The organism is Streptomyces sp. CB00455, assembly GCF_001905445.1.
Classification (GTDB): domain Bacteria; phylum Actinomycetota; class Actinomycetes; order Streptomycetales; family Streptomycetaceae; genus Streptomyces.
In genome coordinates, this window is record NZ_LIVQ01000002.1 from 486,170 (window position 1) to 498,759 (window position 12,590).

At 74.4% G+C, this 12,590-nt stretch carries 12 protein-coding genes and 1 pseudogene; 5 read left to right on the plus strand and 8 right to left on the minus strand.

Translation table 11 applies throughout. From position 1 onward, the window contains the following. Window positions 1–44: 44 nt before the first annotated feature. From AMK16_RS09600 to AMK16_RS09630, 7 genes and pseudogenes are all read right to left on the minus strand, one after another. Window positions 45–1,052, minus strand: a complete 1,008-nt coding sequence (locus tag AMK16_RS09600; RefSeq protein ID WP_073911805.1) for a tetratricopeptide repeat protein — start codon at window positions 1,050–1,052, stop codon at window positions 45–47. 130 nt (window positions 1,053–1,182) lie between these two features. Then, entirely contained in the window at window positions 1,183–2,523 is a 1,341-nt protein-coding gene (locus tag AMK16_RS09605; RefSeq protein WP_073911809.1) for an HD-GYP domain-containing protein, read from the minus strand. Then, window positions 2,520–4,067: an HD-GYP domain-containing protein gene (locus tag AMK16_RS09610; RefSeq protein ID WP_079191425.1), complete on the minus strand. Its 1,548-nt coding sequence runs from the start codon at window positions 4,065–4,067 to the stop codon at window positions 2,520–2,522. Before AMK16_RS09610 ends, AMK16_RS09605 begins: the two co-directional genes overlap by 4 nt. Window positions 4,068–4,366: 299 nt before the next feature. Next, window positions 4,367–4,669 (minus strand): annotated as a pseudogene (gene rsrA, locus AMK16_RS09615) (mycothiol system anti-sigma-R factor); the annotation flags it as partial. Then, a complete protein-coding gene (locus tag AMK16_RS09620; protein ID WP_199885423.1) occupies window positions 4,666–5,310 on the minus strand; it encodes a sigma-70 family RNA polymerase sigma factor in 645 nt (214 codons plus the stop codon). The gene AMK16_RS09620 and the pseudogene rsrA, both read right to left, overlap by 4 nt. A 319-nt stretch (window positions 5,311–5,629) precedes the next feature. Further along, entirely contained in the window at window positions 5,630–6,268 is a 639-nt protein-coding gene (locus AMK16_RS09625; RefSeq protein ID WP_107417092.1) for an alpha/beta hydrolase family protein, read from the minus strand. 178 nt (window positions 6,269–6,446) lie between these two features. Continuing rightward, window positions 6,447–7,265: an SOS response-associated peptidase gene (locus tag AMK16_RS09630; protein ID WP_073911816.1), complete on the minus strand. Its 819-nt coding sequence runs from the start codon at window positions 7,263–7,265 to the stop codon at window positions 6,447–6,449. Window positions 7,266–7,344: 79 nt separating this feature from the next. Here AMK16_RS09630 and AMK16_RS09635 point away from each other — a divergent pair, with 79 nt between their 5' ends. The 4 genes from AMK16_RS09635 to AMK16_RS09650 all read left to right on the plus strand — a co-directional run bounded on the left by AMK16_RS09635 (window position 7,345) and on the right by AMK16_RS09650 (window position 11,092). Then, window positions 7,345–8,058, plus strand: a complete 714-nt coding sequence (locus tag AMK16_RS09635; RefSeq protein WP_073911819.1) for a M50 family metallopeptidase — start codon at window positions 7,345–7,347, stop codon at window positions 8,056–8,058. A gap of 52 nt (window positions 8,059–8,110) precedes the next feature. Continuing rightward, entirely contained in the window at window positions 8,111–9,472 is a 1,362-nt protein-coding gene (gene aroA, locus AMK16_RS09640; protein WP_073913517.1) for a 3-phosphoshikimate 1-carboxyvinyltransferase, read from the plus strand. 4 nt (window positions 9,473–9,476) lie between these two features. After that, window positions 9,477–10,487, plus strand: a complete 1,011-nt coding sequence (gene rsgA, locus AMK16_RS09645; protein ID WP_073911822.1) for a ribosome small subunit-dependent GTPase A — start codon at window positions 9,477–9,479, stop codon at window positions 10,485–10,487. 281 nt (window positions 10,488–10,768) lie between these two features. Beyond that, entirely contained in the window at window positions 10,769–11,092 is a 324-nt protein-coding gene (locus AMK16_RS09650; protein WP_073911826.1) for a DMT family transporter, read from the plus strand. On the opposite strand, the gene AMK16_RS09655 is transcribed toward AMK16_RS09650, so the two are convergent. Then, the gene (locus AMK16_RS09655) at window positions 11,058–11,597 is read right to left on the minus strand and encodes a TetR/AcrR family transcriptional regulator (protein ID WP_073911829.1); all 540 of its coding nucleotides are present in this window, start codon (window positions 11,595–11,597) and stop codon (window positions 11,058–11,060) included. The two genes, AMK16_RS09650 and AMK16_RS09655, sit on opposite strands and share 35 nt — an antisense overlap. A gap of 174 nt (window positions 11,598–11,771) precedes the next feature. Here AMK16_RS09655 and hisN point away from each other — a divergent pair, with 174 nt between their 5' ends. Further along, window positions 11,772–12,575, plus strand: a complete 804-nt coding sequence (gene hisN, locus AMK16_RS09660) for a histidinol-phosphatase (protein WP_073911832.1) — start codon at window positions 11,772–11,774, stop codon at window positions 12,573–12,575. Window positions 12,576–12,590 lie beyond the last annotated feature (15 nt).

The following is a 12,590-nucleotide window of genomic DNA, read 5'->3' on the forward strand; positions in this document are numbered from 1 at the left end:
GTCGCCGGCGGCCGCGATGTGCCCGTACAGCCTACGGCCCCGGCTCAGCAGACTTCCTCCAGATCGCGCCACTCCCGACTGTCCGGACTGTCGGCGACCCAGCCGTCGAGCAGCCCGCGCACCAGGCCGGCCGGCGCCGCGATGCCGCACTCCCGCTCGGGCACCCACAGCGGGCCGGAGCCGGCCGTGCGGTGCCCCAGCGGTCCGGGATGCCCCGGCTCGCTGTGGTCGTGCGGGTCCAGGTGCTCGCCGTTGCCCTCGTCGCTCGGCATCTCGCTCTCCGAGCAGGTCCGGCACAGCAGCCGCACCGAGGAGGACCAGTCCTCCGCGGCGAAGCCCGCGTCCGAGGCGAGCTGCTCCAGTGCGTTGCGGTCCGCCTCGGTGGCCGCCTCCAGCAGCACCACCCACGTCGGCACCGGCGAGGGCGCCCACAGCTCGATCTCGTCGAAGACGGGGTAGGAGGGCCCGGCAGCGGTGACCCGCTCGCCGTGCGGGACCCCGTCGTGGAGCACGACCTCGCCCCAGCGGCGCCCCGAGGAGGGCAGCGGGATCGACAGGACCTCCATGCGGGCCGGGTCCAGCCGGCGGCCCCAGACCACCTCGGCTTCGCCCTCCGGCGACAGCCGTACCGCGGCGCTGCCCAGTTCCATGCCGACCGGTTCGCTGCCGGACTTCCCGTTCGCCCCGGCGCCGTGGGGGTCGCCGGGCACCTTCAGCCCGTACGCCTGCCAGGCCCGCCGGGCGAGCGGCCAGTCCTGGAGCGCGGTCGCGGCGATGCCCACGTTCCACCAGTCCGGGGCGCCGGTCTCGCGGTCCAGCAGGGCCACGGCGCGCAGCCCGGCCGCCCGCGCCTGCTCCCAGTCGTGCCGGAACTTGTGCAGCAGGGCCAGGTTGAACCAGGACTCGGACAGCCAGGGCTCCAGGTCCGCCGCTCTGGTCAGCAGCGCACCCGCGTCCTCGTACCGCCCGTCACCGATCAGCGTGAACGCGCGGTCGGTGGCCTGCCGCCACGAGGCGGACGGCCGATGCCGTACCTTCCCGAAGATCCTCACGATTCCCGCCTGCCTGGGGGCACCTCCCAGCGGTGGCTGGGGGACTACGGTGCAGCCTTGCGGACACTGTCACGTCACTCTTACTGGCATCCAACCATGCCCGCTCGGACGGCCGCTCATTACCCATGGGTTACCCACGGGGGACGGCAACGACTCTGTCATGTCCGCCCCTGGCCAGAACCCTCGCCAGACAGTCCACGACCTCCGGCTGGTAGGCGTGCCCGGTGCCCAGGCGGAGCTGTTCCAGAGCGGCCAGTGAGCCGCCCGGGTGACGGCCGCCGCCGGCCAGGTCGTCGTAGGCGTTCACCGCCCGCACGATCCGCGCGGCCAGGGGCTGCTCCCGGTACGGGTCCGCCTGCCGCTCCACCACCACGGCCACCTCTGCGGGCACCCCGGTGCGGCGGGCCACCTCCCCGCCCAGCACGGCGATCCGGCGGGCCTCCGCGGCGGGCAGCTGCGCGGTGGCCCCGTCCGGGACGGGGTCGACGAGGGAGAGCTGGCCGATGTCGTGCATGAGGGCGGCGTACTCCAGCACCGTGAGCTCCCGCTCCGACAGCCCGAGCTCCCGGCCGACGGCGCAGCTCAAGGCGGCGACCCTGCGCGAGTGACCCGCCGGGGTGCAGCCGGCGATCTCGGTGGCGCGGGCCAGCGAGGTGATGGTCTGGCGGTAGGTGGTGCGGATCGCGGCGATGCGGTGGAAGGACATCCGGGCCAGCAGCAGGGGCACGCTGAAGACGGGCAGCGCCCACAGCCCGGCGACGGCCACGCCCAGAGCCATCACGACGCCGGTGGCGCAGACCGCCGAGCCGATGCCGAGCCGGGCGCGCAGCTCGTCGCGCAGCAGGGGCCCGTAGGGCCGGCCGGCCCGGGTCCCGTGGCGGCTCGCGTCGCCGTGGCCGTTCCCGGCCCCGGCGAGGAGCGCGGCGAGGACGGCGTCGCACAGTGCGGTCAGGCCCAGGACGAAGACCAGGAAGAGGACGAGGTACGGGCCGTGGCCGAGCCGTTCCCCGATGACACCGGCGTGGTGCAGCGGCTGGAAACAGACGGCGGCGAAGGTGACGGTGAGGACCCGGCGGACGATGTGGTCCATGGCGGGAGCGGTGCCGCGGGCGACGTGCGGGACGATCCCGGCGAGCGCCGCGGCGACGACGACCGCGACGATCTGGAACACGCCGTGGTGGGCGGGCTGCCCCGCGTTCTGGCCGAGCAGGGCGTAGGCGAGGGCCCCGGCGGAACCGAGCGGCGCGGGCCGGCGGTCGGCGGGGGCGTACGGATCGCCGCGCCCGGGGTGGGCGCGGTGGCTGCCGCGGCAGGGGCGGCCGGGGCGGGCCAGTTCGCCGAGGGCGATCAGGATGCCGAAGGCCAGGGCCGTGCCCGGCTCCACGAGGCCGCGCCACAGGGTGTGGCCCAGGGCCACGGCGGCGAGCAGCCACGCCGCCCCCCGGACCGCCCGGACGACGGTTCCCCTCACGCCCCGCTCCCGGCTCCGGCGTCCGGACCCGGCGGCCCGGCCGAGAGCCCGGCACGGGGCTGGCGGGGCCGGGGCTGTCGCGGCCCCTCACCCGGACCGCGATCCGCCGGCACGGGACCGGCCGCGGGAGCGCGGGGTCCCTGCGCCGGCGGCGGCGCCCCCGGCATACCGAGGGCCGTCCCGGCGGCGCCCCCTGATCCGCCGCCGGTCACCTGGCGGTTCTCGTCGCAGGTGGCCGCCGGGCGCCAGCCGAGGCGCCCGACGGCGCCCGCCAGGGCCCCCACCATGGCCGGATCGAAGTGCGCCCCCGCACAGCGCTCCAGCTCGGCCAGGGCGGCCTCCACCGGCCGGGCCCTGCTGTACGAGCGGGTCGAGGTCATCGCGTCGAAGGCGTCGGCCACCGCCACCACCCGGGCCAGGACCGGGATCTGCTCACCGGTGAGCCCGTACGGGTAGCCGGAGCCGTCCATCCGCTCGTGGTGGTGCAGGATCGCTGCCCGCGCCTCCCCCAGGGAGCCGATGCCGCGCACCATCTCGTGCCCGTATTCGGGGTGCAGTTCGATGATCCGGCGCTCCTCGGGCGTGAGCGGGCCGTCCTTGCGCAGCAGCCGGGTCGGAACGCCGATTTTGCCGACGTCGTGCAGGATCCCGGCGATGCGGACGACCTCCAGCCGGTCCTCGGCCATGCCCAGCTCGCGGGCGATCATCGCGGCGGCCTGCCCGACCCGCTCGCCGTGGCCCCGCGTGTAGCGGTCCTTGATGTCGACGGCGTGGACCAGGGCGCGGATGGTGGCCCGGTGGGCGGCGCGTTCACGGTGGTACTGGGCGAAGACCCAGCAGGAGGTGTACATCGGCAGCAGGACGAGCAGTGCGGCCGGGACCCCGTAAGGACTGCGCCACATGACGGCCATCATCAGGCCCGCCAGGCCGTACACGCAGTGCGGGGCCAGGGAGCGGCCGAGCAGCCCGCGCCAGGCGGTGGCCGCGGGCCGGCGCTCGGCGGCGGCCAGGATGCCCCCGTCGAGGGCGATGAGCACCAGGCAGAAGGCGGCGGCCGCGGCCGCCGCGGGAAGCAGCGCGTAGGGGAAGTCGGCGACCCAGGCGGGCGGGTCCGCCGCCCCGGCAGGGCCCGGCCCCGCGGCGGGGTCCAGTGCCGCCGGCCCGCGCAGCAGGCCGAAGACCCCTCCCGCCGCCCAGGCGGCCGTGGACTGCTGCGCCGCGTGCCACACCCGGCGCACCGCCGCCGGCCGCTGGAGCACCGTCCCGGCGAACGCGCCGGGCAGCGCCACGAGCGCGGCGGCGGAGGGCGGCAGCAGGAAGACGGCCGCCAGCACCACGGGGAAGAAGGGGCCGATGCCCTCGGGCACCCGGCCGCCCGGCAGGGGGCAGGACTTCACCAGCTCGCAGCCGAGGTAGAGCGCGGCGAGCAGGGCCACCGCCGCCCAGGGCGTGGCGGAAGCGGTGAGGGCGGGCGCCACGCACGCGAGCGCCACGAGGACGACGCCCAGGACGTATCCGCGCGCCACCGGCGGAAGTACCCGCATGGCGCTCTCCTCCCCTGGGGCGTGCGAGCCGGATGCGGAATCGAACCGGCACCGACTGGGGAGAATAGGCGGGGCCCCGGGGGGAGCGGGCCACATTTTCACATCGGGGCATACGGACGCCCCCGGATTAGCACCTTCGGGTGAACGAAGTACTTCTCCGGGGGCGTCTGTTCACGCGTTCGACGACGTGCTCAGCCGGTGGCCGAGTGGTCCGCGGTGACGTCCGCGTCGGCAGTGGCGCCCGCATCCGCGGTGACGTCCGCGTCCGCAGTGACGTCCGCATCCGCGGTGACCGAGCCCGCCGGGACGTCCGGTTCCGCGGTGATGTCGCAATCCGGGACCGCCTGCCCCGACCGGATCAGCTCGATCCGGCCCATCACCTTGGAGCGCAGGTCGCTGGGCACGTCGTCCGACCCGCAGCAGCGCTTCACCAGCTTCTTCACGGCCTGTTCGAGGCCGTACTTCTCCAGGCAGGGGCTGCATTCGCCGAAGTGCGTCTCGAACTTCGTGCAGTCGCTGTCGGGCATCTCGTGGTCGAGGAACTCGTAAAGATGGTCCAGGACCTCAGCGCACTCCGTCTCGTGCGGCTCTCCGCAACTCATGAGCCCGAGCCTTTCCGGTCGTTCGACTCTGCCGCGCCGGCGGGGACCAGCCCGCGCTCACGGGCATAGTCCTCCAGCATTCCGCGGAGTTGACGGCGGCCACGGTGCAGTCGCGACATGACCGTACCGATGGGTGTACCCATGATGTCGGCGATCTCCTTGTACGCAAAGCCCTCTACGTCGGCAAGGTAGACCGCGATGCGGAACTCCTCCGGAATGGCCTGCAGCGCCGCCTTCACGTCCGAATCGGGCAGGTGGTCGAGCGCCTGCGACTCGGCGGAGCGCAGACCCGTCGACATGTGCGACTCGGCACGGGCCAGCTGCCAGTCCTCGATCTCCTCCGCCGCACTGCGCTGGGGCTCGCGCTGCTTCTTGCGGTAGGAGTTGATGAAGGTGTTGGTCAGGATGCGGTAGAGCCATGCCTTGAGGTTGGTGCCCTCGCGGAACTGGTGGAAGGACGCGTACGCCTTCGCGTACGTCTCCTGGACCAGGTCCTCGGCGTCGGCCGGGTTGCGCGTCATGCGCAGCGCGGCCGAGTACATCTGGTCGAGGTAGCCGAGGGCGTCCCTCTCGAAGCGCGCGTTGCGCTCCGGGGTCGTCTCCTCCGCGTGGCCTTCGTCGGTCCCAGCGACAGGACCCACCTCCTCCGACTGCGTGGCGGCTCCGAAAGCGGATCCGCTCGAATCGGAGAATAGTCGACCTTCCCGGGCCTCCGCCGCTCGAAGCGGGCCGCGCTTGGGCCCGGGCAGCACCGTCCAGTCCAGGTCAGCGGCCTGCGGACGGTTGTGGCTGATGACCTGGGTCATGCGCTCCCTCTCCTCCGAAGTTCCCGTGCGTATCGACATCCGGGACAACAGAAGGGCCGGGCGGCGCATTCCCGCGCGGCGGCGGGGGTTTCGCCCCGTTGCGGGCCGGGGTGGCCGCAGCGCCCGGGGCACCCCGGAACGCTCAGGGGCGGTGTCAGAGCTCCAGGCGGGCGAGCCAGTCGGCCACGGACCGCGAGATGAGCGCGAGGGCCTCCTGCGGGGTGGTGCCGGCCTTCTTCGGCACCGCCATGCCGTGGTCGGCGTACGGGACCTCCACCAGCGTGTACGGGCCCTCGGGGAACTCCGCCGGCCCGCCGAAGGGGTCCCGGGCTCCTTGGACCACGAGGGTGGGACGGCCGGCGCCGAGCAGTTCCCCGGCCCGGGACTTCTCGGGCCGGCCCGGCGGGTGCAGCGGGAAGGCCAGCGCCAGCACCGCGGCCGCGCCCAGCTCGGCCGCGGTCCGGCAGGCCACCCTGGCTCCGGCGCTGCGTCCCCCCGCGACCACGGGCAGTCCGGGCGCCGCGAGCGCAGGCCACAGGGCGCGCCAGCCCTCGTCGAGCACCTTGGGCGCGGCGGCGACCTTTTTCCCGGCGACCCGCCAGGGCTGTTCGACGAGGGCCACGGTGACACCGCGGCCGGGCAGGGCGGCGGCCAGGGCCTGGAGGTCACGGGCCTCGATCCCGCCGCCCGCGCCGTGGCCGACGGCGAGGACGAGCGCCGCCTCCGGGGCGGTGTGCCAGGTGATGCGGGCCTCGCCCGCCGGGGTCCGGACGCTCTGGGTGCGCGTGGTCATGGATGCCATGGTGCCCGGCCGGGGGCGCCCGGCCCGCGGTGCCCCGCCGGTCACGCCACGGGCCCCCGGCCCGGCAGGACCGCCGCACCGCCGCACCGCCGCACCGCCGCACCGCCGCAGGAGCGTGCTCCCCCGCGCGCGGTCAGTAGCCGAAGCCGGTGGCCCGGTGGCCCGGTGGCTAGAAGAGCGTTCCCTCCTCCGGCGCGGCCAGCTCGTCGAGCAGCTCCGGGCCGTTGTTCCGGACGTTGCTGACGGCGGTCGACACGGGGTGGGCGCGCATCAGGCCGCCCGGCGGGGGCGCCAGCAGCTCCCGCAGGGAGCCCTCGGTGTCGGTGTCCGCCGGGTCCAGCCAGGCGTCCCACCGGTCGGGGGTCAGCATGAGCGGCATCCGCGGGTGGATGTCGCAGAGCGAGCGCGGGCCCTCGGCCGGCGCCACGGCCAGCGGACCGGTCTCGGCCTCCGTGGTGATCACCGAGCAGGTCGCCCACCAGGCGAGCGGGTGCTCGTCGGGCAGGGTCCGGTCGCGCCAGAACTCGTATATCCCGGCCATCGCGAAGACCGAGCCGTCGGCGGGCAGCACGAAGTAGGGCTGCTTGCGGGCGCGCTTGCGCTTGCCCTCCACCTCCAGCCGCCGTTCGTCGTGGGCCGTGACCCACTCGTAGTAGCCGTCGGCGGGAATGATGCAGCGGCGCTGCGCGAAGGGCCGCCGGAAGGACGGCTTCTCGGCGAGCGTCTCGGAGCGCGCGTTGATCATCCGGGTGGCGCCGTCGGGGTTCTCGGCCCAGGAGGGGACGAGCCCCCACTTCAGGACGCGCAGCTGGCGAACCGGACGCGGGTCGGCGGCGTCTTTCAGGGGGCGGTCGAGGATGACGTGGACCTGCTTGGTCGGCGCCACGTTCCAGTCGGGGGCCAGGGCCTCCCGCGGCTCCCACCTCTCGACGCCGAAGGTCTTCGCCAGGTCCTCGGGTCCACGACTCGCCGCATACCGTCCGCACATGGCTGCCACACTGCCATGGCTCCCCCCGGCGACCGCCGGGAGGTATCCGCCACCACCACCGCGAGGAGTCCGTCACTTCATGGACAGCAGCACGACGGCCGGCCTGTGGGACCGGCTCACGGGCATACAGAGCGCCCCCGAGCGGTGGCTGGTGATCGCGACGGGCCTGGTCGCGCTGGCCGCCGTGGGGCCCCGCCCGCTGTGGCGGATGTCGCGCAACGCCATCACCATCGCCCACGAGGGCGGCCACGGTCTGATCGCCCTGCTGACGGGGCGGCGCCTGGACGGGATACGGCTGCACTCCGACACCAGCGGGGTCACCGTCAGCCGGGGCAGGCCGACCGGCCTCGGCATGGTCCTGACCGCCGCCGCCGGCTACACGGCCCCCTCCCTACTCGGACTCGGCGGGGCGGCGCTGCTGTCCGCGCACCGGATCACGCTGCTGCTGTGGGCGGCCACCGCCCTGCTGGTGGCCATGCTGCTGATGATCCGCAACGCCTACGGGGCCCTGACCGTCATCCTGACGGGCGGCGCCTTCCTGCTCGTGTCCTGGCTCGCTCCCGCCGAGGTGCAGGCCGTCTTCGCGTACGGGGTGGTGTGGTTCCTGCTCCTCGGCGGCGTCCGGCCCGTCTTCGAGCTGGGGGCCAAACGCCGGCACGGCGGGGCCCCCGATTCCGATGCGGACCAGCTCGGACGGCTCACCCACGTGCACCCCGTGGTGTGGCTCCTGCTCTTCCACGTGGTCGCGCTGTGCTCGCTGATCGGCGGCGGGCGCTGGCTGCTCGCCCTCTGAGACCGCCCAGCGATCAAGATCCGGGCGCCGGGAAGCCACTAAAGTGGTGGCCATGACCGAGACCCCCGCTCCGCCCGCCCTCTGGCCCGCCCCGATCGCCGACTCGGCCGTCCACGCCACCGTCACCGTGCCGGGGTCCAAGTCGGTCACCAACCGCGCCCTGGTGCTCGCCGCGCTCGCCTCCGAGCCGGGCTGGGTCCGCCGCCCGCTGCGCTCGCGCGACTCGCAGCTGATGTCGGACGCCCTGCGCGCGATGGGCGTCGGCATCGAGGAGACCGTCTCCTCCAGCTCCGCCGGCCCGGCCGGCGGCGCGGCGGGCGGCGAGGCCTGGCGGATCATCCCGGCCGCGCTGCACGGCCCGGCGGCCGTCGACGTCGGCAACGCGGGCACGGTCATGCGCTTCCTGCCGCCCGTCGCCACCCTCGCCGCGGGAGACATCCGCTTCGACGGCGACCCGCGCTCCTACGAGCGTCCGCTGGGCCAGGTCATCAGTGCGCTGCGCACGCTGGGCGCCCGCATCGACGACGACGGCCGGGGCGCGCTGCCGCTGACCGTGCAGGGCGGCGGAGCGCTGGAGGGCGGCGTCGTCGAGATCGACGCGACGAACTCCTCGCAGTTCGTCTCCGCGCTGCTGCTCTCCGCCCCGCGTTTCAACCAGGGCGTCGAGGTCCGGCACGTGGGCACCAACCTGCCGTCCATGCCGCACATCCGGATGACCGTGGAGATGCTGCGCGCGGCGGGCGCCCAGGTCGACACCCCCGAGGCGGGCGGCGAGAAGAACGTGTGGCGGGTCGCCCCCGGCGCCCTGCTCGGCCGCGACATGACGGTGGAGCCGGACCTGTCCAACGCCCAGCCCTTCCTGGCCGCCGCGCTGATCACCGGCGGCACGGTCACCGTCCCGGACTGGCCGCGCCGCACCACGCAGCCGGGTGACGCCCTGCGCCGCATCTTCACGGAGATGGGCGGCTCCTGCGAGCTGACCGACGCCGGCCTGGTCTTCACCGGAACCGGCAAGATCCACGGCATCGACGTGGACCTGGGCGAGGTCGGCGAGCTCACCCCGGGCATCGCCGCGGTGGCGGCCCTGGCCGACTCGGAGTCCGTCCTGCGCGGGGTCCAGCACCTGCGGCTGCACGAGACGGACCGTCTGGCCGCCCTGACCAGGGAGATCAACGCGCTCGGCGGCGACGTCACCGAGACCGCGGACGGGCTGCGCATCCGCCCGCGCCCCCTGCACGGCGGTACCTTCCACACCTACGAGGACCACCGGATGGCCACCGCGGGCGCCGTGATCGGCCTGGCGGTGGAGGGCGTACTGATCGAGGACGTGGCGACGACCGCGAAGACCCTGCCGGACTTCCCCAGGATGTGGACGGACATGCTCGCGGGGGCGGAAGCCGGAGCGGGAGCGTAGGGCCATGCGCCGGTACGGCAAGCACACCGACGAGGACGACATCCGCCAGCGCCCCAATCCCAAGGGGAACCGCCCTCGGACCAACATCCGCCCCAAGCACGAGGACGCCTCCGAGGGCTTCGTCCTGACCGTCGACCGCGGCCGGCTGACCTGCCTGGTGGGCGACCGCACGGTCCACGCGATGAAGTCCCGGGAGCTGGGGCGCAAGGCCGCCGTGGTGGGCGACCGGGTCTGGATCGTCGGCGACCTGTCCGGCAAGAAGGACACCCTCGCCCGGATCGTGCGGATCGAGGCGCGCAAGTCCGTCCTGCGGCGCACCGCGGACGACGACGACCCCTACGAGCGGGTGGTCGTCGCCAATGCCGACCAGCTGGCCGTCGTCACGGCACTGGCCGACCCGGAGCCCCGGCCCCGGATGATCGACCGCTGCCTGGTCGCGGCGTACGACGCCGGGCTGGAGCCGCTGCTGGTGCTCACCAAGTCGGACCTGACCTCCGCCGACAAGATCCTGGAGATCTACTCGACGCTGGGCGTGAACTACGTGGTGACCAACCGCGAGGAGCTCGCCACGGGCGATGCGGCCGACCGGGTCCGCGAGCGGCTCAACGGCCGGATCACCGCCTTCGTCGGCCACTCGGGCGTCGGCAAGACCACCCTGGTGAACTCGCTCGTCGCCGAGGGCCGCCAGCGCGCCACCGGGCACGTCAACGCGGTCACCGGCCGCGGCCGGCACACCACCACCTCGGCGCTCGCCCTGCCGCTGCCCTCGGGCGACGGCTGGGTCATCGACACCCCGGGCGTGCGCTCCTTCGGCCTGCACCATGTGGACCCCTCCCGCGTGATCCTGGCCTTCCCGGACCTGGTGCCCGGCACCGAGGGGTGCCCGCGGGCCTGTAGCCACGACGAGGCGGACTGCGCGCTCGACAAGTGGGTGGAGGACGGCCACGCGGACCCGGCGCGGCTGTACTCACTGCGGCGGCTGCTGGAGTCGCGCGAGCGCCGCGAAGGGGACTGAGCGGGCATCCGGCGGGCTGAGGGCTGTCCCGTAATCCCGGGTGGATCAGCGCACGGCGTCAGATGCGGTGCATCGCAAGGCGGAGGGGCGCCCCCATACTGGGCGTATGGGGGCGTTCCGACAACGCGGCGAGGCGCCGTAGCCGGCGTCGTGCGCCCGCCGGGGATTGCGGGACAGCCCTTGGGGCCGGGAGCGGCGGTGTTTGCCGAAGATCATGTGCGGACAAGTGCATAATCGCGTCGAGTGACCGCGCGGTCACGTGACGGCGGGAGGCGTTCGACATGGCGTGGCTGCTCGTCGTGGTCGCCGGGTTCCTTGAGACCGGCTTCGCGGTCTGCCTCAAGCTGTCCCACGGATTCACCCGCCTGTGGCCGACCATCGCCTTCGCCTGCTTCGCGCTCGGCAGCTTCGGCCTGCTGACCCTGGCCCTCAAGAAGCTCGACGTGGGTCCGGCCTACGCGGTGTGGACGGGCATCGGCGCCGCCGGGACGGCGATCTACGGCATGGTCTTCCTCGGGGACCTGGTCTCCACCCTCAAGCTCGTCTCGATCTCGCTGGTCATCCTCGGGGTCATCGGGCTCCAGCTGTCCGGTTCCGCGCACTGAGCAGCCCGAGCAGCTCCGCCGTCCCCGGCTCCTCCCCCGGGGCCACCACGTAGGACAGGGCGAGCCGCACGGCGAGCTCGCACCGCTCGGCGCCCTCCCCCGGCGTCAGCGCGGCGGCCGCGAGGTCGCGGACGGCCCGTGCCAGCTCTCCGGGCCCCGGAGCGCGCCCCGGGGCGGGCAGGCCCGCGTCCCAGGCACCGGTGAGCAGCGCCCGTACGAGGGGGTGCGCGCGGGCCGCCCGTACGGTCCACTCCGCCACCGCGGCGAGCCGCTCGGACTCCGGGGCCGGGGTGGACAGGGCGCGCTCCACCCCCTCCAGGTAGCGCTCGGTCTCACGGCGCACCAGGGCGCGGCCCAGGCCCGCCTTGCCGCCGAACTCGTTGTAGAGGGTCTGGCGGGACACCCCGGCCGCCGCCGCCACGTCGACCATGCGCACCCCCGGCCAGGGACGCGCCGCGAGGGCCTCCCCCGCCGCTTCCAGCAGGGCCGTCCGGGCTGCCGGCATCTCGTCTCCCCACTGGACCCTCGCACCGGACTGCCGGTCTCCCCCGCGGGGCCGACTGCGGAGCGGGCCCTGGCTGGACCCGCCTGCGGGGGCTTCCAGGCCAGAGTTGACGGGGCGACAGATCCTGTCAAGGGCGCCTGCCGGCGGCCGCGCGGGCCGCGATACTGTTCGGCCATGTCCGAGTATGACGATGACCTGAGCCTCGCCCTCCAGCTCGCCGACGCGGCGGACGCCGTGACGACGGAGCGGTTCCGCGCCCTCGACCTGAAGGTCGAGACGAAGCCGGACATGACTCCGGTGAGCGAAGCGGACCGGGCCGCCGAGGAGACCATTCGGGCCGGCATCGCGGCCGCGCGGCCCGACGACGCGGTCCTGGGCGAGGAATACGGCCTGCGGGGCAGCGGTCCGCGCCGCTGGGTGGTGGACCCGATCGACGGCACGAAGAACTACGTGCGCGGGGTCCCGGTGTGGGCGACCCTGATCTCCCTGATGGCCGAGGACGCCGACGGCGTCTTCCGCCCGGTGGTCGGCGTGGTGTCCGCCCCGGCGCTGGGACGGCGCTGGTGGGCGGCGAAGGGCGGGGGCGCCTTCTCGGGCGGGGCGCTCTGCGCGACCACGGCGATCGGCGTGTCCGAGGTGGGCGGCCTGGGCGACGCCTCGTTCGCGTACTCCTCGCTGGGCGGCTGGGAGGAGCAGGGCCGGCTCGCGGGGTTCCTGGACCTGACCCGGGCCTGCTGGCGCACGCGCGGCTACGGCGATTTCTGGCCGTACATGATGGTCGCGGAGGGCTCCCTGGACCTGTGCGCGGAACCGGAGCTGAACCTGTGGGACATGGCGGCCATCGCGGTCGTGGTCCAGGAGGCGGGAGGCCGTTTCACCAGCCTGGACGGCGTGGACGGCGTGCACGGGGGCAATGCGGCGGCCTCGAACGGCCTCCTGCACGAGGAGATGCTGGCGCACCTGCGCCCGCGCGCCTGACCGCCTGACCCGGCG

What these genes read in the sequence shown, in the direction of transcription:
- AMK16_RS09655 (WP_073911829.1), bottom strand. Translation starts at nt 11,597, where the DNA reads ATGCCGGCAGCCCGGACGGCCCTGCTGGAAGCGGCGGGGGAGGCCCTC.
- AMK16_RS09650 (WP_073911826.1), top strand. Translation starts at nt 10,769, where the DNA reads ATGGCGTGGCTGCTCGTCGTGGTCGCCGGGTTCCTTGAGACCGGCTTC.
- AMK16_RS09625 (WP_107417092.1), bottom strand. Translation starts at nt 6,268, where the DNA reads ATGACCACGCGCACCCAGAGCGTCCGGACCCCGGCGGGCGAGGCCCGC.
- aroA (WP_073913517.1), top strand. Translation starts at nt 8,111, where the DNA reads ATGACCGAGACCCCCGCTCCGCCCGCCCTCTGGCCCGCCCCGATCGCC.
- rsgA (WP_073911822.1), top strand. Translation starts at nt 9,477, where the DNA reads ATGCGCCGGTACGGCAAGCACACCGACGAGGACGACATCCGCCAGCGC.
- hisN (WP_073911832.1), top strand. Translation starts at nt 11,772, where the DNA reads ATGTCCGAGTATGACGATGACCTGAGCCTCGCCCTCCAGCTCGCCGAC.
- AMK16_RS09630 (WP_073911816.1), bottom strand. Translation starts at nt 7,265, where the DNA reads ATGTGCGGACGGTATGCGGCGAGTCGTGGACCCGAGGACCTGGCGAAG.
- AMK16_RS09635 (WP_073911819.1), top strand. Translation starts at nt 7,345, where the DNA reads ATGGACAGCAGCACGACGGCCGGCCTGTGGGACCGGCTCACGGGCATA.
- AMK16_RS09610 (WP_079191425.1), bottom strand. Translation starts at nt 4,067, where the DNA reads ATGCGGGTACTTCCGCCGGTGGCGCGCGGATACGTCCTGGGCGTCGTC.